Source organism: Micromonospora sp. M71_S20 (genome assembly GCF_003664255.1).
In the GTDB taxonomy this organism is placed as follows: Bacteria; Actinomycetota; Actinomycetes; order Mycobacteriales; family Micromonosporaceae; genus Micromonospora.
On the sequence record NZ_RCCV01000003.1, the window covers coordinates 341,605 to 358,959 of the forward strand.

Sequence of the window (17,355 nt, forward strand, 5' to 3'; positions counted from 1 at the left end):
CGGCCCGGTGGGGCGTGGGACCAGGGCGAAGGAGCCGGTCAGGGGCGGGGCAGGTAGATCCGCCAGCCCGGGACGGTGACCAGGTCGAGCGCCGCCGGGTCGGCGCGCCGGCGCTCGTCCAGGTGGGCCGCCAGCGGTGAACCGGCCGGCGCGACCCAGCCCGGCGCCGCCGACTGCCGCACCGCCCGGCGGTACGGCAGGTACCGGTCGTGTCCCGGGCGCAGGTCGTCGTCGACGACCGCGCAGAGCACGTCCTCGCGGGTGGCGAAGGTGAGCCGGTTGCAGGTCCAGTAGCCGCCGTACACGTGCCGGACGCCCCGCTGGCGCAGCGCGGCGACCAGTTCGGCGTGCCGGGCCTCGGCGGCGCGGGCGGTCGGCGCGGCGTCGACCGCGCCGGCGGTGGCCACGGCGGCGGTGCCCAGCGTGGCCGCGAGCAACACGGCCGCCGCGATGCCCGGCATGCCCCGCCACCGCGCTCCGGCCCCGGCGCCACCGCGTGTCCGGACGCTGTCCGCCCCGGCAATTCCTGCCCCGGCAATGCCTGCCCCGGCCGTGCCCGTTTCGGCCAGGCCTGGCCCCGCCGTGTCCGTGCCGGCCGTGACCGTGCCGGCCGTGTCCGTGCCGGCCGTGTCCGTGCCGGTCGTGTCCGTGCCGGCCGTGCGCGGTCGGAGTGCGCGGCGGGCGGCCGACCAGAGCGGCCAGAGCAGGGCCGGAACGGAGATGAGCAGGCAGGACAGGTACCGGGAGCTTTCCACCGGGGTGCGGCCGGCGGCGCTGCTGACGGTGTAGACGGCGAGCGTCGCGACGGCGGCGGCCACCAGGGCGAGCCGGACCGCCCCGCCCACCGGGGCCGTCGCCACGATGGATCTTGGACAGTTGTCGTCGGCCCTGAACGGTAACTGTCCAAGATCCCCGACGGGTGGGCGCAACGCGCGCCAGGCCGAGAGGGCGGCCGCGAACAGCAGCAGCGGGAGGGCGACCGCCCACCACAACTGGCCGGGCGTGCAGTGGCTCGGGGAGCAGAAACCCATGCCCAGGGGCGGGCCGAGCACCAGCCCTCCGTGCAGCCGGTCCGTCCAGCCGGCGGGCTGCCCGGAGCCTCCGGCGGCGAGCACCGCCGCGATCGGGTTGCGCCCCGCCGCCAGGCTGTGCGCCAGCAACGGCCCGGCCCCGACGAGCGCGGCGGCACCGAGCAGCGCACCGGCCCGGCCGCGCAGCTCCCGCCGGCCGTACGCGAGAAGCACCGCGCCGGTCGCCGCCACGTACGGCAGCACCAGCGGGTCCACCCAGACCATCAGCCCGGCCAGGAAGCCCCACGCCGCCCAGCGCGGCAGTCGGCGCCCCGGCCGGCCGGCCGCCAGGTCGTACGCCAGCACGGCGAGCGCCACCCCGGCCGCGTTCATCTCCGGGTACCCGCCTCCGGCGATGAGCTGGTTCTTCACCACCCGGTCCGAGCCCAGCGCCAGCAGCGCCACGACGAGCAGGGCGAACCAGTGGTCCCCGGTCAGCCGCAGCGTCAGCCGCCAGGCGAGCACGACGAAGACCGCGTACAGGGCGAGGGTGGGCAGGCGCAGCCCGAGCGTCGACGGGCCGACCAGCGCGAACACCGGTGCGGCCAGGTACGCCTCCAGCGTGCCCATGTAATTCTGGCCGTAGAACCAGACGGGGAACTCCCGCCCCTGGGCGATGTGCAGCGCGGCCAGCCCCATGGTGGCCTCGTCGCTGTTGGTCGGCGGCGCGTCGTGCAGCAGCAGGCCGAGGCGGTAGCCGGTCCCGGCCACGACGGCGAGCACGGCGAGGACCGTCGGCAGTACGGGTCGCCGGTCGGGCGGGAGCGCGGGACGCGCGGCGCGCCACCGCTGGCGTACGCCGACGGTCATCAGCCGATCATGGCAGTTGACCGCCGGCCCGTGGCCGAACGACCCCGGCGCGTCGCCGGGTGGATCAGCCGGCGGTGACCGGAAGGCCCTCGCGGGCCTCCAGCGCCTGCCGGTAGAGCCGTCCGGCCCGGTACGACGAGCGCACCAGCGGCCCGCTCATCACGCCCGCGAAGCCGATCTCCTCGGCCTCCTCGCGCAGCTCGACGAACTCCTCCGGCTTGACCCAGCGGGTGACGGGGTGGTGCCGGGGGGTGGGGCGCAGGTACTGCGTGATGGTGATCAGCTCGCACCCGGCGTCGTGCAGGTCGCGCAGCGCCTGGGAGATCTCGGCGCGCTCCTCGCCCATGCCCAGGATCAGGTTGGACTTGGTGACCAGCCCGTCGGCGCGGGCCTGCCGGATCACGTCCAGCGACCGCTCGTAGCGGAAGGCCGGCCGGATCCGCTTGAAGATCCGCGGCACGGTCTCGACGTTGTGGGCGAGCACCTCCGGCCGGGCGCCGAAGACCTCGGCGAGCTGCTCGGGGACCGCGTTGAAGTCGGGGATCAGCAGTTCGACGCCGCAGCCGGGCTGGAGGGCGTGGATCTGCCGGACGGTCTCGGCGTAGAGCCAGGCGCCACCGTCGGGCAGGTCGTCGCGGGCCACCCCGGTGATGGTCGCGTAGCGCAGGCCCATCGCGACCACCGACTCGGCGACCCGGCGCGGCTCGTCGGCGTCGAACTCGGCCGGCTTGCCGGTGTCGATCTGGCAGAAGTCGCAGCGCCGGGTGCACTGGTCGCCGCCGATGAGGAAGGTGGCCTCCCGGTCCTCCCAGCACTCGTAGATGTTGGGGCAGCCGGCCTCCTGGCAGACGGTGTGCAGCCCCTCGCGCGAGACGAGCCCGCGCAGCTGGGTGTACTCCGGCCCCATCTTGGCCTTGACCTTGATCCACGGCGGTTTGCGCTCGATCGGCGTCTCGGCGTTGCGCGCCTCGATCCGCAGGAGACGCCGCCCCTCGGGGGCGGGCGTCGTCGTGCGCGCTGCCTGGCCGGTCGTCGGCGCGGAGTGCTCGATCGTCACAAAACCGAGCCTACGCCCGACGGCCGCCGTCGATGTAGCGCGGGCGACCGGCGTCACCCCACCAGTCTTGTGACGCCGGACACCGAGGCCGGGAAAACCCCGTCACAGGAGCCTGGTGGGGCTGCTAGCGTGCCGGGCAGAGCTGTGACGGAGCCGAGTAGCGCCCCGACCCGCCAGTTGAAGAGAGCCGCCGGTTGCTGCGAGGCGGTCTGGCACCGGGCGCGCGAAGACCCTCCCGAGCTGCGGGAAGAACGGCGGGTGGCCGGCGCCGCGCGACTGCGCGGACGGGCCGCTCCCCGCCCAGTAGAGCCCGCCCGGCTGGCCCCGGTGAAAAGGCGACGAACGAGGCCCCCGCACGCGGGGGCGAAGGTGTGGTGGCACCGCGAGGTTTCCCGCTCGCCCACACCTCCCGGGGCTGAGGCGATGCTTCGCCGCCCCAGGGCGGCGCAGGCGTTGCGATCGATCGAGGAGCAGCCCGCTGTGCAACGCATCCTTTCCACCCAACTCTCCGCCCATGTCGGCGTGCCCGTCCGGATCGCCGGCTGGGTGCACCGCCGCCGGCTGCTCAAGTCGGTGGCCTTCCTGATCGTGCGGGACGCCGCCGGTCTCGCCCAGGTGGTGGTCACCGACCCGGCCGTGCGCGCCGAGGTGGAGCAACTCACCGAGGAGACGGTCGTCGAGGTCACCGGCACGGTGGTCGCGAACCCGACGGCCCCCGCCGGGGTCGAGCTGACCGCGCCGGCGGTACGACCGCTCGGCCCGCCCGCCGTACCGCCGCCGTTCGACCTGTACCGGCCGGCGCTCACCGCGAGCCTGCCCACGCAGCTCGACCACGCGCCCGTCGCGTTGCGTCACCCGACCCGGGCGGCGGCGCTGCGCGTCTCGGCGGCGGCGGTGGCCGGGTTCCGGGCCACGCTCGACGCCCGCGACTTCGTGGAGATCCACACCCCGAAGGTGGTCGGCTCGTCCACCGAGAGCGGGGCGAACGTCTTCGCGCTGGACTGGTTCGGCCGGCCCGCGTACCTGGCGCAGTCGCCGCAGTTCTACAAGCAGCTCATGGTCGGCGTCTTCGAGCGGGTCTACGAGGTGGGTCCGGTGTTCCGGGCCGAGCCGCACGACACCGTCCGGCACCTGGCGCAGTACACCTCGCTCGACGCCGAGCTGGGCTTCGTCACCGACCACCGGGACGTGATGGCCGTGCTGCGGCACACCGTGGCCGGCATGCTCGACGCGGTACGCGAGCGGGCCGGGGCCGCGCTCGCCACCCTCGGGGTGTCGGCCCCGGACGTGCCGGCCGAGATCCCCGCCGTGCACTTCACCGAGGCGCTCAGGATCGGGGGAGCGCCGGTGGACGAGCCGGACCTGGCCCCGGCGCACGAGCGGGCGCTGGGGGAGTGGGCGCGGCGGGAGCACGGCTCGGAGTTCCTCTTCGTCACCGGCTACCCGATGGCGAAGCGACCCTTCTACACCCACCCGGACCCGGCGCGGCCCGCGTACTCCAACGGGTTCGACCTGCTCTTCCGAGGGTTGGAGCTGGTGACGGGCGGGCAGCGGCTGCACCGGCACGCCGACTACCTGGCGGCGCTCGCCGCCCGGGGCGAGCCGGTCGAGCCGTACGCCGGCTACGTCGACGCGTTCCGGCACGGGATGCCGCCGCACGGCGGTTTCGCCATCGGCCTGGAACGCTTCGTGGCCCGCCTGACCGGCGCGACCAACGTCCGGGAGGTCACGGCCTTCCCCCGCGACCTCCACCGCCTGACCCCCTGACCCCCACCCCCCTCACCCCCGGTCCCCACCCGTCGATCATGAGGTTGACGGCGAAGTCGATCTCCTTCAGTGCCGCCAACCTCATGATCGACGGCGGATCCGGGGGTGGGGCGGGCCGGGGTGGGGTGGGGTGGGGGTCAGGTCGGGCCGAGGAGGTCCCAGAGGTTGCCGGCGATGTCTCGGAAGACGGCGACCCGGCCGTACGGCTCGGTGCGCGGCGGCTTCACGAACTCGACGCCCGCCTCGACCATCCGCCGGTGGACGGCGTCGAAGTCGTCGACCTGGAGGAAGAAGCCGACCCGGCCGGCGACCTGGTCGCCGACCGATCGAGCCTGCCGGTCGCCGTCGGCGCGGGCCAGCAGCAGCCCCGTCTGCGCGCCCGGCGGCCGGACGACCACCCAGCGCTTCGGCCGGCCGTCGTTGGTCAGCGACGGGGAGTCCTCCACCAGCTCGAAGCCGAGCACCTCGGTGAAGAAGTCGATGGCCGGGTCGTACTCGGCCACGACGATCGTGACCAGGTCGATCCGCACCGGTCAGGCCGTGACGAGGGTGGGCAGGTGGCGCTCGACGACCGGCAGCACGTCGGCCACGGTGACCGGGCGGCCCAGCTCGGCGGTCAGCGAGGTGACCCCGGCGTCGCGGATGCCGCAGGGCACGATCCGGTCGAAGTGGCCCAGGTCGCAGTCGCAGTTGATGGAGAAGCCGTGCAGGGTCACCCCGCGGGCCACCCGGATGCCGATGGCCGCCACCTTGCGGGCCGGGCCCCGGTCGTCCTCCGGCACCCAGACCCCGCTGCGCCCCTCGACCCGGCCGGCGGTCAGCCCGAACTCGGCGCAGACGTCGATCAGCAGCTGCTCGGTGCGGCGGACGTAGGCGACCACGTCGACCGGGTCGGGCAGCCGCACGATGGGGTAGCCGACCAGCTGCCCCGGGCCGTGCCAGGTGATCTTGCCGCCCCGGTCCACGTCGACGACCGGGGTGCCGTCCATGGGGCGGTCCCACGGCTCCGTGCGCTTGCCGGCGGTGTAGACGCTCGGGTGCTCCAGCAGCAGCACGGTGTCGCCGCGCTCGCCGGCCACCACCGACTCGTGCAGCCGGCGCTGCTCGTCCCAGGCGGCCTGGTAGTCGAGGACACCGGCGCGGACGGCCGTGAGGCCGGAGGTCGTCGTGGTCACGCCGCCAAGCCTAGACCCGTACCGGCCGGTCACCATCGGTGACGCGGCTCACGGCGGGACCCGGCGGCGGGTGGGCGCCCGCGCTCGGCCGGGGCGACGACTCAGCCCTGCGGGACCCGCCACAGCCACACGTCGTCCACCCGCTCGGGCGGGCCGAGCAGCGCTGTCACGGTCCGCCGGATCGCCTCCTCGTCGACCGGCCACTTCGCCCCGTGCACCTCGTCGGGCAGCACGATCGTCTCGATCCGCCAGTGCCGCAGGTCGGCGCGGACCTCTTGGACGCTGCCCTCGGTGATGATCGGCACGAGCCCGGTCCGGCCGGCCTGGTCCACCAGCGCGCCGAACGGGCGCGGCGGCGGGCCGATCCGCCCCCGGCCGTCGGGGCCGCCGGGGCCGAGGAAGAAACCGGAGGGGATGGCGAACTCGCCCTGCCGGTGCGCCAGGGCGTACGCCTGCCAGCGCTGGCCGTCGGGGTAGACGTCGAGGGTCAGCGGCACCGGGGTCAGCACGCCGCCGGGGGAGACGTGTTCCCGCCACGTCCCGGCGGTGATGAAGCGCGGGACCGGTTCGCGTTCGATGGTCAGCAGCGGCGTCGGCACCAGCGGCAGCAGCGCCAGCGCGAACCCCGCCCACCAGGCCAGCCGCGCGGGTCGGCGCCGGGGCGGATCGGCGCGGAGCTGGTCCACGGCGTACGCGAGCAGCACCCCGATCACCGGCGCCACGACCAGCGCCAGCCGGGCGGGCAGGGCGGCGTTCACCACCGGCAGGTGCCCGAGCAGGTCGAACGGCATCGGCAGGTCGAAACGACGCCCGTCGACCTTGGCCACGGGCCCGAACGACAGCACGGTGAAGACGACGGCCGTCACGCCCAGCGCCCAGAGCGTCGCCCGGCGGGCCGCGTCGGCCCGGCGCCACAGCGCCACGAAGCAGGCGACGGCGAGCAGCAGCAGCGGAATGCCGAAGAACGAGTTCTCCTCGGTCGGGTTCGGCGCGAGCTGGGTGCCCAGCCCCACCTCCCCGGCGATCGACCGGCGCGGGTACGCCGCGTACGCGACGACGTCCTCGGAGTGGATGATCGCGTCGAAGCCGGTGCCGTGGAAGCGCTGCGGGCCGGCGAAGTGCAGCCACAGCGGGTACGCCAGCAGCACCCCCGCGACGACGGCGGTCACCCCGAGGCCGCGCAGGAAGGTCGGCAGCACGGCGCGGGCCTCGGCGCGGTGCACCGGGTGCAGCGCCCAGGCGGCGACGAAGACGCCGAGCGCCAGCGCGGTGAAGAAGAGCCCCTCGGCGGCGATGGAGAAGGAGACGGCGACGAGCACGCCGAGGATCGCGCCGTCGCGCAGCGGGTGCCGGGAGCGGCGCAGCGCGAAGGTCCGCCAGATCAGCAGCGGCACCAGCCAGCCCGCCGTCCAGTTCAGATGGGCGTTGGCATGCGAGACCATGCCGGGGGAGAAGCCGACGAACAGTCCGCCGACGGCGGCGGCGAGCGGGCTGCGGAGCAGGTGCCGGGAGAGCAGCCAGTACCAGGCGAACGCGGTGGCGGCCAGGTTGAGCGTGAGGATCACCAGGAACGTGGCCGGCGGCCCGATCAGGTACGTCAGCGGCGCGAAGACCACCGCGTACACGGTGATCGAGGTGTTGACCGCGAGGTTCACCCCGTCGGGGACGTTGACCAGGTAGGTGAAGAGCGGGTTGTCGCCGTGGGTCACCGCGTGGCCGCCGAAGGCCAGCAGCCACTCGAAGAGCGCCTGGTCGCTGGAGTTGACCGTGATGGCGCGGGTGTTCGGGCCCTGCCACAGCCCGCTGGTCACCCAGACGGCGAGTGTCAGCGCGACCAGCGCCACGATCAGGTCGGCCCGCCGGTGGCGGACGACGCGGGGCGGCGAGGCCGGCGAAGGCGCCAGGGACGGGGAGGTCGGCACGCAGCGGACGTTACCAACCGCACCGGGGCAGGCCGGTCAGGACGCACATCCTCCGGACGCGGAATGTGTGACCGTGCCCCATGTCACAGCATCGACACATCGACGTAACGTCGCGGCAATTCGCGGGTGACCCAGTTCACACCCCGTCCCCAGGAGGCCCCCGTGCGCCGCTCCCCGTCCCTGCTCTCCCGGCTGACCGGCGCGGTCGCCGGGATGGTCCTCGCCGCCGCCGCGGTGGCGACCGTCGCCGCCCCCGCCCAGGCCGCCACCCTCACCCAGGTCACCAACTTCGGCTCCAACCCCGGCAACCTCGCCATGTACGCGTACCGGCCGGACAACCTGCCGGCAGGAGCCCCGGCCGTCGTGCTGCTGCACGGCTGCACCCAGAACGCCGCCGGCTACTTCGCCAACTCCGGCTGGCAGAAGTTCGCCGACCAGTGGAAGTTCACCCTGATCGTGCCGCAGCAGTCCAGCGCCAACCAGCCGCTGAGCTGCTTCAACTGGTTCGTCGAGCAGGACATCGCCCGGGGCTCCGGCGAGGCGCTGTCGATCAAGCAGATGGTCGACCACGCCAGGAACAACTACGGCACCGACGCCCGCCGGGTGTTCGTCAGCGGGCTCTCCGCCGGCGGGGGAATGAGCGCGGTCATGCTGGCCACCTACCCGGACGTCTTCGCCGCCGGCTCGGTCGTCGCCGGCCTGCCGTACCGCTGCTCGCCGCCCGCCTCCACCAGCACCTGCCAGTACAGCGGGGTGAACAAGACCCCGCAGGAGTGGGGCAACCTGGTCCGGGCCGCGTACCCCGGGCACACCGGCCCGCGCCCCCGGGTCGCCATCTGGCACGGCACCTCGGACTCCACCGTCGTACCGGCCAACGCCACCGAGCTGCGCGACCAGTGGACCAACGTCCGGGGCGTCTCGCAGACCCCCACCAGCACCGCGTCGCTGCCCGCCAACACCAGCCTGGAGGTGTACGGCAACAACGACGTCCGCCTCTACCGGGTCTCCGGCATGGGCCACGGCACCCCGGTCGACCCGGGCCCGGGGGCCGAGCAGTGCGGCACCGCCGCCGCGTACATGCTGGACACCATCTGCTCGGCGTACCACGACGCGGTCTTCTTCGGCCTGAACGGCGGAACGGGCCCCAGCCCCACCCCCACGGCGAGCCCCACCGTCTCCCCCACGGCGAGCCCCACCGTCTCCCCCACGGCGAGCCCCACCGCCTCCCCGACCGCGAGCCCGACCCCGGCACCGACCTGCGTGACGGCCAGCAACTACGCGCACGTCGCCGCCGGCCGTGCCTACCAGTCCGGCGGCTACGCCTACGCCAACGGCTCGAACCAGCGGATGGGCCTCTACAACACCTTCTACAGCAGCACCCTCAAGCAGACCGGCCCCAACCACTGGGTGATCGGCTGCTGATCCCGCACCTGCGCGCCGCTACTCGGTGAGGGCGGCGCGCAGGGCGGTGGCCAGGGTCGGATGGCGGTAGGTGAAGCCGGCCCCGGTGAGCACGCCCGGGAGGACGCGGGTGCTGGTCAGCGCCTCGTGCGCGAAGCCACCCAGCGCCACCTTCAGCGCCAGCGCCGGGATCGGGACGATCGCCGGTCGGCGCAGCTGCCGGGCCAGCTCCCGGGTGAACTCGGCGTTGGTCACCGGGGCCGGTCCGACCAGGTTGACCGGCCCCACGAGGTCGTCGCGGTCCAGCACGAACCGCGTGGCGTCCAGCCAGTCCGCCATGGAGATCCACGGCAGCCACTGCCGGCCGCTGCCGAGCCGGCCGGCGATGCCCAGCCGGAACGGCAGCAGTTGCGGCTTGAGCAGCCCGCCGTCGCGGTGCAGCGGCAGCCCGATGCGCAGCCGCACGACGCGTACGCCCGCGTCCTCGGCCGGCCGGGTCGCCGCCTCCCACACCCGGCAGACGTCGGCCAGGAAGCCCTCGCCCGCCGGGGCGTCCTCCTCGACGGCCCGGTCGCCGGTGTTGCCGTACCAGCCGACCGCCGAGGAGTTCAGCAGCGCCCGCGGCCGGTCGGCCTGGGGCAGCCCGGCGATGGTGATCGCCAGCGTGGTGGTGGTGTCGACCCGGCTGGACCGGATCAGCTGGCGGTACCCGTCGTTCCACCGTTTGTCGCCCACGCCCGCGCCGGCCAGGTTGACCACCGCGTCCGCCTCCGCCACCACCGCCGGGTCGAGCTGCGCGGCGGACGGGTTCCACCGCCGCTCGTCGCGGCCGCGCGGCGGCCGGCGGACCAGCCGGGTGACCTGGTGCCCGTCCGCCGTGAGCCGGTCGACCAGCCGGGTGCCGAGGAAGCCGGACGCGCCGGCCATGAGGATCCGCATGCCCCATCTTCGGGTACGCAGCCCGGCGCGGCTGCGCCGAGCGGTCATCCCTCGGCCGGGACCGGGCGGAGGTCGGCCATGAGTCGTTCGACCTCCGCGAAGGCGTCCTCGGGCAGCGGGCCGAGGGCGAGGGTGTCGAAGTTCTCCTCGGCCTGGGCCACCGTCCGGCAGCCCGGGATCGGCACCGTCCGGGGACTGCGGGCGAGCAGCCAGCCGAGCGCGCCCTGGGCGAGCGTACGGCCGTCGGCGGTGAGCGCCGCCCGGATCCCCTCCACCCGGGCCGCCCACTGCGGAGTGGGCCGGCCGTCGGTGAACCAGACCAGCCACTCCGGGGCCATCCCGCGCACGTCGTCCCGGCCGACGGCCCGCGTCGCGCCCGTGAGCAGCCCCATCGCCAGCGGCCCCCGGTTGAGGGCGGCCACGTCGGCCGCGTCGCACACCGCCAGCATCCGGGCGTTGTCCCGCAGCACCGACTGGTCGTGCTGGATCGCGGCGCAGTGCGGCCCGGCCGCCGCGAACGCCTCGGCCGACGCCGGGTCGTCGGTGCTCCAGCCGTACGCCCGGATCTTGCCCTGGGCGACCAGGTCCTCCAGTGTGCCGACCAGGTCGAGCGCGGCGGGCACCGGCAGGTCGTTGATGTGCAGCTGGTAGAGGTCGACGTGGTCGGTGCCGAGCCGGCGCAGCGACTCCTCGAGGCTGGACACCGCGTAGTCGGGGCTGGGGTCGGTGCCGGTCCACCGCCTGGTCGCCTCGTCGGCACGGTTGCCGAACTTGGTGGCGATCACCGCCCGGTCGCGGCGCCCGGCGAGGGCCCGGCCGAGGACGCGCTCGCTGTGCCCGGCACCGTAGTTGCTGGCCGTGTCGAAGAGGGTCACCCCGAGATCCAGCGCGGCGTGGACGGTGCGGACCGACTCGTCGTCGTCGACCTCGCCCCAGCCGAACGGCTGCCCTCCGTCGCCCCACAGTGGCCCGCCGATCGCCCAGCAGCCCATGCCGAGCGCGCCGACCTCGATCCCGCTGCGACCCAGAGTTCGTGTCGTCGTCATGCCCCACAGCGTTCAACCTGGAGTGCGCTCCAGGTCAAGTACGCTGCCGCAATGAGCGGGTACGCACCCTCCGAGGCGGCGCGGCGCAGCGGCTTCAGCCTCGACACCCTCCGGTACTACGAAAAGATCGGGCTGCTCAGCGGGGTCGGGCGCACCTCGGGCGGGCGGCGGATCTTCACCGACGACGATCTCAGCTGGCTGGTGCTGTTCCGCTGCCTGCGCGACACCGGCATGCCGATCGCCGAGATGTCCCGCTACGCCGAGCTGGCCCGCGACGGCGACCACACCGCCGGCGAGCGGAAGGCACTGCTGGAACGGCACGCGGAGCGGGTCGAGGAGCAGATGCGCCTGCTCCAACGCCAGTACGACCACCTCCGCGAGAAGATCCGCTTCTACGAGCGGCTGCCGGGAGCGTCCTAGCCGGCGGCGGCCACGCGGGCCAGCACCGGCGTGAGCGCATCCAGCGCGTCCTCGCGTACGACGAAGCGGGTGACGCCCCAGCGGCGCCGGTGCGCGGCGACCGCCGCGACGATCTCGTCCTCGGTGCCGATCAGCACGAACGGCGTCGCGAGCAGCTCGGCGACGCTCAGCCCGATCCGCTCGGCGGTCGGCGCGGCGGCGGCCTCGGCGTCGTCGGTGACGACGACGTGCTGCACGAGCGACTCCAGCACCGGCGGCTCGGCCCGCCCTACCGCCCCGGCGGCGACGCAGGCCAGTTGCGCCTCGATGTCCGCCTCGTGCCAGCGCACGTCGTGCCGGTGGCCGTCAGGCAGCGTGCGCCCCAGGCCGGACAGCCCGACCACGTCGGCGTGCGCGCCGGCCCAGCGCAGCATCGCCGAGTTCGCCGTGCCGAGGGTGAACGGGATCCGCCGCTGCACCGGGCGCGGGGCCTCCAGCCGTGCGCCCCGCACGACCAGGTCGGGGGAGTCGACGGTGACCTCCTCGCCGTCGAGCAGGGCGCGGACGGCCTCGGCCACGGCCAGGCAGCGGCGCACCCGCCCGGCGACGTCGGGGCGCTCCCGGCCGACCGCGAGCCACTCGGCCGGGGTGTGGCCGGCGCCGAGGCCGAACCGGGCCCGCCCTCCGGAGAGCAGGTCGAGGGAGGCCACGTCCGAGGCGAGCAGCATCGGCTCGCGGACACCGGCGTTGGAGACGTACGAGCCCAGGCCGATCGTCGAGGTCACCGCCGCCGCGGCGGCCAGCGAGACGAAGGGGGACGCCGCCGAACCCGGATGGTCGGCGGTGAACAGGGTGTCGAAGCCGGCCGCCTCGGCCCGCCGGGCCAGGTCCAGCCAGCCCGGGCCGTCGGACGGGACCGCCTGGAGAGAGAAGATCGCCATGCGCCCACCCTGCCGGGCCCGGGCCCGCCGACAAAGCCCGACGGCGGCGATTCTGCTACCGGCAGACCTACCCGTCCTGCGGCGGGAGGGGGACCCCGAGGAGCCCCTCGGTGCTGCCCGCGGTCAGCGCGTTGAGCGCGTGCACGAGCTTCTTCTCCTCGTAGACGAAGTGCGTCTCGAGCAGCGCGGCGAGAGTGTCCAGCTCGGCCCGCACCTCGTCGGGCGGCGCGGCACCGCCCGACAGTTCCTCGATGCGGCGCAGGGCCTCGGCCACGATGTGGTGGTCGGCCTCAAGCTCGCGCAGCACCGGGGCCAGCTCGGGCACCTGCTCGGCCAGCACCCGGAACGCCCCGGCGTCCTCGCCGGTGTGGTGCCGGGTCAGCGCCGCGCAGAAGGCCAGGCAGTGGGTCCGCAGGTCCCTCGGCCGTACGTCGGGGTCGCCCACCCCGTCACGCAGGCGGGCGAGCTCCTCGCGGAGCCAGAGGTGGATCTCGATCAGTTGGTTGCCGAAGGCCCGCAGGCGCTCGTCGGGCGTGAACGGAGGCATGTGTTTTCCATGCTGTCCCGCGCCTCCATGCCCTCGGCGGTCTCCTGGCCGGGTGCACCGCGACGCTGCGGCCAGCCTACGACAGCAGGCGCGAGGACACGTGCCCGTCAGGGCCGACGGACGGGCCGGATGGTGACCAACTCCTCCAGCCCGACGAAGTCGGTCGGATTCGTGGTGTAGAGCGACAGGCCGTTCGCGTGCGCGATGGAGGCGATCATCAGGTCCGCCAGCCGGCGGCGGGTGGTGCACCCTGCGTCCAGGACCGCACTGGTGACCAGGCCGAAGGCCCGCGCGGCCTCGGCGTCGAAGGGCAGCGGCTCGAACACGGCCTCGGCATGCTGGAGGACGCTGGTCCGCCGGGCCCGTTCGGCGCGGTCGTCGGTGTGGTTCGGGCCGGCCGAGAGCTCGGCGAGCGTCACTGCGCTGATCACCATCTCCTCTGGCAGGTCCTCCGGGCCGAGGGCGCCGAGATGGATCACGACGTTCGTGTCGATCAGGCCACGGACCGGTGCCTCACCACTCACGGCTGAACGGGTCCTGCTCGACCGACGAGTCGATGTCGGCGCGGAACCTCTCGCCGTCGAGCACGGGGGCCGTCGCGAAGGCGGCGAGCACCTCCGCCCGCGGGACGAACGTGCGCCGGCGGAGCGGGATGAGCTTTCCGACGGGGGTGCCGTTGCGCGTGATGACGAAGGACTCGCCGGACTCGACGTGCCGCATGATCGCGCCCGAGTCGTTGCGCAGCTCGCGCTGCGTTATCTCCCGGTGAGCGTGCTCTGTCACGGCGTAATCCTAGTCGGCTGTGCTACGAGGTGCTACACGACCGACGCCGCGGGCCGAGGGGCGTGACATCGGGGTGGGCTGGCAGGTCATGTCGACGGCTCGTCCGGGGTGGGCTCGCGCCAGCGGCCGCGCCAGGCGGCCTCGTGCGCCTCGTGGCTGGTCTTCTCCTCGAAGACCATCTCGCGCAGGGCGCGCCGGGAGTCCGCCATGACCACCGCCTCGACGGCCACCAGCCCGATGCAGATCGCGGTGAGCAGGGCGAGGGCGGCCAGCCCGGGCAGCCGTTGGCCGACGGGGATCCCGGCGGCGAGCACGAGCACCGTGCCGACCCTCGTCCAGGAGACGGTGCCCAACGTACGGAACTGGAAGAGCATGTTCGCGCCCAGGTAGCAGATCACCCCGCCGAAGAGGAGCAGGACGCCGGGGCCGTGCGTCGGGTCCCCGACCGGCACCTCGGGGTCGGCGACCTGGTGCACGATCTCCTCGGCGCCGAGGGCGAACAGGATGATCCCGGCGATCATCGGCAGGTGCATGTAGGCGTACGCGTCCCGGGCCATCGAGACCCGGGGCCGGCCCTCGGCGGCGTGCAGGGCGATCCGGGCGGCCGGTGCGATCACGTCGTAGTGCGCCCACCAGAGCGCGGCCGTGAAGAAGATGCCGAGCACGGCCGCGGCGACCGCCGGCCACGTCGGAGGCTGACCCAGCAGGTTGCTGCCGACGCCGACGGAGATGACCGACTCGCCCAGGGCGATGATCAGGATGAGGTCGTACCGCTCGGTCCAGTGCTCGGCGGAGGTCACCATCCAGCCCCAGGCGCCGGCGACCAGGCCCATGCCGTACTGGAGCACGACGACGCTGACCCAGAGCCCGTCGCGCAGCATCGCGGCCCGCTCCGGGTCTTCGACCTGCGGCGGGATCAACGCGGCGGCCATGAGCAGCAGGGTGCTGACCGCCATCTCCGGGGAGTACTTCAGCAGCAGCCGCCGCTCCCCGGGTCTCTCCCGCGCGACGTGCCAGTACAGCGCCAGGTGCACGCCCCGGATCACCACATAGCTGAGCGCGACCACCATCGGCCCGGCGGCGACGTCGGTCGCGTCGCTGAACGCCTGGGGGAGCGACAGCGCGAAGCAGAACAGCGCGGCCATGCCGATCACCATCAGCACCGGGACGAAGCCCTCACCGAGCCGGACCCGGGTGGCGACCACGCAGTGCACCACCCAGCACCACCAGAGCACGGCGAGCACGAGTAGGGCGTGCCCGAGCTGCCAACCGGAGATGTTGGCGGCGGTGGCCCGGGTGATGATGAAGAACGAGAAGACGAAGACGAGGTCGAAGAAGACCTCGAACCGGTCGACCCGGGCGCCGGGGGCGATCGCGACGGCCGGTCCCAGCCGCTCGCGCCACCGGATGACACCCACCCAACCACTCTGGCAGCGCCCCGTCCCCGCCGGGCCGGAATCGCGCCAGCCCGGCGGCGCGCGGGCCGGGCGGCGGGCGAACCAGGCGACGGGCGGGCCGGACGGGCGGCGGGAACCAGAACGGCGTGCAGCCCGGCCGGCCGGGCGGGCCGGACGGCGAAGGGCGCCCCGGTCGGTGACCGGGGCGCCCTTCGTGCCGTCGCGCGGGACTACAGGCCGAGCTCGGCCTCGAAGTTGCCCGACTCCAGCCGCTCCTTGACCGCGACCAGGAAGCGGGCGGCGTCCGCGCCGTCGATCAGCCGGTGGTCGTACGACAGGGCCAGGTAGACCATCGACCGGACGGCGACGACCTCACCCAGCTCCGGGTCGTTGACCACGACCGGACGCTTGACCACGGCACCCGTGCCGAGCATCGCCGACTGCGGCGACGGCACGATCGGGGTGTCGAAGAGGGCGCCGCGGCTGCCGGTGTTGGTCAGCGTGAAGGTCGCCCCGGCGATCTCGTCCGGGCTGATCTTGTTGGTCCGGGTGCGCTCGGCCAGGTCGGCGATCCGCTTGGCGATGCCGCCCAGGTTCAGGTCGCCGGCACCGTGGATCACCGGCACCATCAGACCCCGCTCGGTGTCCACGGCGATGCCGAGGTGCTCCGAGTCCGGGTAGGTGATCGTGCCGGCGTCGAGGTCCATGCTGGCGTTGACGATCGGGTACGCCTGCAGCGCCTCGACCGCCGCGAGGGCGAAGAACGGCAGGAACGACAGCTTGACGCCGTGCCGCTGCTGGAACGACTCCTTGGCCCGCGCCCGCAGCTTGGCGACCTTGGTGACGTCCACCTCGACCACGGTGGTCAGCTGCGCCATCTCGTGCAGCGACTGCTGCATCCGCTTGGCGATCGTCGCGCGGATCCGGGGGAGCTTCTCGGTGGTGCCGCGCTTGGCGCTCGGCTGCGGCTTGGCGGCCGGCTTGGCCGGGGCCGCCGCCGCGGCGGGCTGCTGCGCCGGGGCCGGCGCGGCCTTGGCGGCCTTCGCCTTCTCCGCCGCCTCCAGCACGTCCTGCTTGCGAATCCGGCCGCCGACGCCGGTGCCGTTGACCGAGGAGAGGTCGACGCCGTGCTCGCTGGCCAGCTTGCGCACCAGCGGGGTCACGTAGCCGGCGGCCTCCTCGCCGCCCTGGGCGGGCGCCGACGGGCGCTGCGGGGCCGCAGCCGACGGCACGGCCTTCTGCTCGGCCTGCGCGGGCTGCGCCGAGGTCTCGGCCTCCGCCGACGGCTCGTTGTACGACATGCCCGGGGTCGGCTCCTCGACCTTGGGCTCCGGCTTGGCCTCGGCCTTCGGCTCGGGCTTCGGTTCCGGCTTGGCCTCGGGCTTGGCCTCCGCCTTCGGGTCGGGCTTCGGCTTCGCCTCGGCCGGGGCGGCGCCGGCGGCACCGATCACGGCCAGGTCGGCGCCGACCGCGGCGGTCTCGTCCTCGGGAACCTTGATCTCCAGGACCGTGCCGGCCACCGGCGACGGGATCTCGGTGTCGACCTTGTCGGTGGAGACCTCCAGCAGCGGCTCGTCCACCTCGACGGTGTCGCCGACCTGCTTGAGCCAGCGGGTGACCGTGCCCTCGGTGACGCTCTCGCCGAGGGCCGGCATCTTGACCGGGGTGCCCTCGCCCGACGGCGCCGGCGCGGCCTTCTCCTGCGGCTCCTCGACGGCCGGCTGCTCCGCCTCGGCCTGCGGCTCCTCGGCGGCCTCGGCGGCCTCCTCGGCCGGCTCCTCCTGCTGCGGGGCGGTCTCGCCGCCGCCGGTGGACTCGCCCTCGCCCGCGATCACGGCCAGCTCGCTGCCGACCTCGGCGGTCTCGTCCTCGCCGACCACGATCCGGCTCAGCACGCCCGCCGCCGGGGACGGGATCTCGGTGTCGACCTTGTCGGTCGACACCTCGAGCAGGGGCTCGTCGACCTCGACGGTGTCGCCCTCCTGCTTGAGCCAGCGCGTGACGGTGCCCTCGGTGACGCTCTCACCGAGCCGGGGCATGGTGACCGATACCGGCATCTTCAAAGACTCCTTCATTCCCCTGGTGGGATCATCGCCCGTCG

General features: G+C 74.1%; 16 protein-coding genes. 3 read left to right on the forward strand and 13 right to left on the reverse strand.

From position 1 onward, the window contains the following. Nucleotides 1-38: 38 nt before the first annotated feature. Nucleotides 39-1,880 carry a hypothetical protein gene (locus DER29_RS26765; RefSeq protein WP_121400427.1) on the reverse strand — a complete coding sequence of 614 codons (1,842 nt, stop codon included), beginning with the start codon at nucleotides 1,878-1,880 and terminating at the stop codon, nucleotides 39-41. A 64-nt stretch (nucleotides 1,881-1,944) separates the two neighbouring features. Then, nucleotides 1,945-2,994, reverse strand: a complete 1,050-nt coding sequence (lipA, locus tag DER29_RS26770; RefSeq protein ID WP_121400428.1) for a lipoyl synthase — start codon at nucleotides 2,992-2,994, stop codon at nucleotides 1,945-1,947. 423 nt (nucleotides 2,995-3,417) lie between these two features. Here lipA and aspS point away from each other — a divergent pair, with 423 nt between their 5' ends. Next, nucleotides 3,418-4,704, forward strand: coding sequence for an aspartate--tRNA(Asn) ligase (gene aspS / locus DER29_RS26775; RefSeq protein WP_121400429.1), 1,287 nt, complete (start codon nucleotides 3,418-3,420; stop codon nucleotides 4,702-4,704). Between the two features lie 137 nt (nucleotides 4,705-4,841). Here aspS and DER29_RS26780 read toward each other — a convergent pair whose 3' ends face one another. From DER29_RS26780 to DER29_RS26790, 3 genes are all read right to left on the reverse strand, one after another. Then, on the reverse strand, nucleotides 4,842-5,234 hold the full coding sequence (locus DER29_RS26780) for a VOC family protein (RefSeq protein ID WP_121400430.1): 393 nt from the start codon (nucleotides 5,232-5,234) through the stop codon (nucleotides 4,842-4,844). Between the two features lie 3 nt (nucleotides 5,235-5,237). Continuing rightward, complete coding sequence (gene lipB / locus DER29_RS26785; protein WP_121400431.1) at nucleotides 5,238-5,879, reverse strand: lipoyl(octanoyl) transferase LipB; 642 nt, start codon at nucleotides 5,877-5,879, stop codon at nucleotides 5,238-5,240. A gap of 101 nt (nucleotides 5,880-5,980) precedes the next feature. After that, nucleotides 5,981-7,801 carry a DUF2079 domain-containing protein gene (locus DER29_RS26790; protein ID WP_121400432.1) on the reverse strand — a complete coding sequence of 607 codons (1,821 nt, stop codon included), beginning with the start codon at nucleotides 7,799-7,801 and terminating at the stop codon, nucleotides 5,981-5,983. 162 nt (nucleotides 7,802-7,963) lie between these two features. Here DER29_RS26790 and DER29_RS26795 point away from each other — a divergent pair, with 162 nt between their 5' ends. Continuing rightward, complete coding sequence (locus DER29_RS26795) at nucleotides 7,964-9,223, forward strand: PHB depolymerase family esterase (protein ID WP_121400433.1); 1,260 nt, start codon at nucleotides 7,964-7,966, stop codon at nucleotides 9,221-9,223. A gap of 18 nt (nucleotides 9,224-9,241) precedes the next feature. Here DER29_RS26795 and DER29_RS26800 read toward each other — a convergent pair whose 3' ends face one another. Together DER29_RS26800 and DER29_RS26805 are read right to left on the reverse strand one after the other, a co-directional pair. Next, the gene (locus tag DER29_RS26800; RefSeq protein WP_121400434.1) at nucleotides 9,242-10,141 is read right to left on the reverse strand and encodes a TIGR01777 family oxidoreductase; all 900 of its coding nucleotides are present in this window, start codon (nucleotides 10,139-10,141) and stop codon (nucleotides 9,242-9,244) included. A gap of 44 nt (nucleotides 10,142-10,185) precedes the next feature. Beyond that, nucleotides 10,186-11,187 (reverse strand): aldo/keto reductase, encoded by a 1,002-nt coding sequence (locus DER29_RS26805; RefSeq protein ID WP_121400435.1) that lies wholly within the window; start codon nucleotides 11,185-11,187, stop codon nucleotides 10,186-10,188. A gap of 51 nt (nucleotides 11,188-11,238) precedes the next feature. On the opposite strand from DER29_RS26805, the gene DER29_RS26810 reads away from it, so the two are divergent. Then, nucleotides 11,239-11,607, forward strand: coding sequence for a MerR family transcriptional regulator (locus tag DER29_RS26810; RefSeq protein ID WP_121400436.1), 369 nt, complete (start codon nucleotides 11,239-11,241; stop codon nucleotides 11,605-11,607). Here the strand turns inward: DER29_RS26810 and DER29_RS26815 are convergent. The 6 genes from DER29_RS26815 to sucB form a co-directional block, all read right to left on the reverse strand. Then, complete coding sequence (locus tag DER29_RS26815; RefSeq protein ID WP_121400437.1) at nucleotides 11,604-12,527, reverse strand: LLM class flavin-dependent oxidoreductase; 924 nt, start codon at nucleotides 12,525-12,527, stop codon at nucleotides 11,604-11,606. The two genes, DER29_RS26810 and DER29_RS26815, sit on opposite strands and share 4 nt — an antisense overlap. Before the next feature lie 67 nt (nucleotides 12,528-12,594). After that, nucleotides 12,595-13,074 carry a hemerythrin domain-containing protein gene (locus DER29_RS26820; protein WP_121400438.1) on the reverse strand — a complete coding sequence of 160 codons (480 nt, stop codon included), beginning with the start codon at nucleotides 13,072-13,074 and terminating at the stop codon, nucleotides 12,595-12,597. A 107-nt stretch (nucleotides 13,075-13,181) separates the two neighbouring features. After that, a complete protein-coding gene (locus tag DER29_RS26825; RefSeq protein ID WP_121400439.1) occupies nucleotides 13,182-13,598 on the reverse strand; it encodes a type II toxin-antitoxin system VapC family toxin in 417 nt (138 codons plus the stop codon). Continuing rightward, a complete protein-coding gene (locus tag DER29_RS26830) occupies nucleotides 13,588-13,857 on the reverse strand; it encodes a type II toxin-antitoxin system Phd/YefM family antitoxin (protein ID WP_121400440.1) in 270 nt (89 codons plus the stop codon). The genes DER29_RS26825 and DER29_RS26830 overlap by 11 nt, the downstream gene beginning before the upstream one ends. Nucleotides 13,858-13,943: 86 nt before the next feature. Further along, entirely contained in the window at nucleotides 13,944-15,275 is a 1,332-nt protein-coding gene (locus DER29_RS26835) for a low temperature requirement protein A (protein ID WP_121400441.1), read from the reverse strand. A 209-nt stretch (nucleotides 15,276-15,484) separates the two neighbouring features. Continuing rightward, nucleotides 15,485-17,311: a 2-oxoglutarate dehydrogenase, E2 component, dihydrolipoamide succinyltransferase gene (gene sucB, locus DER29_RS26840; RefSeq protein ID WP_121400442.1), complete on the reverse strand. Its 1,827-nt coding sequence runs from the start codon at nucleotides 17,309-17,311 to the stop codon at nucleotides 15,485-15,487. Between the last annotated feature and the right edge of the window lie 44 nt (nucleotides 17,312-17,355).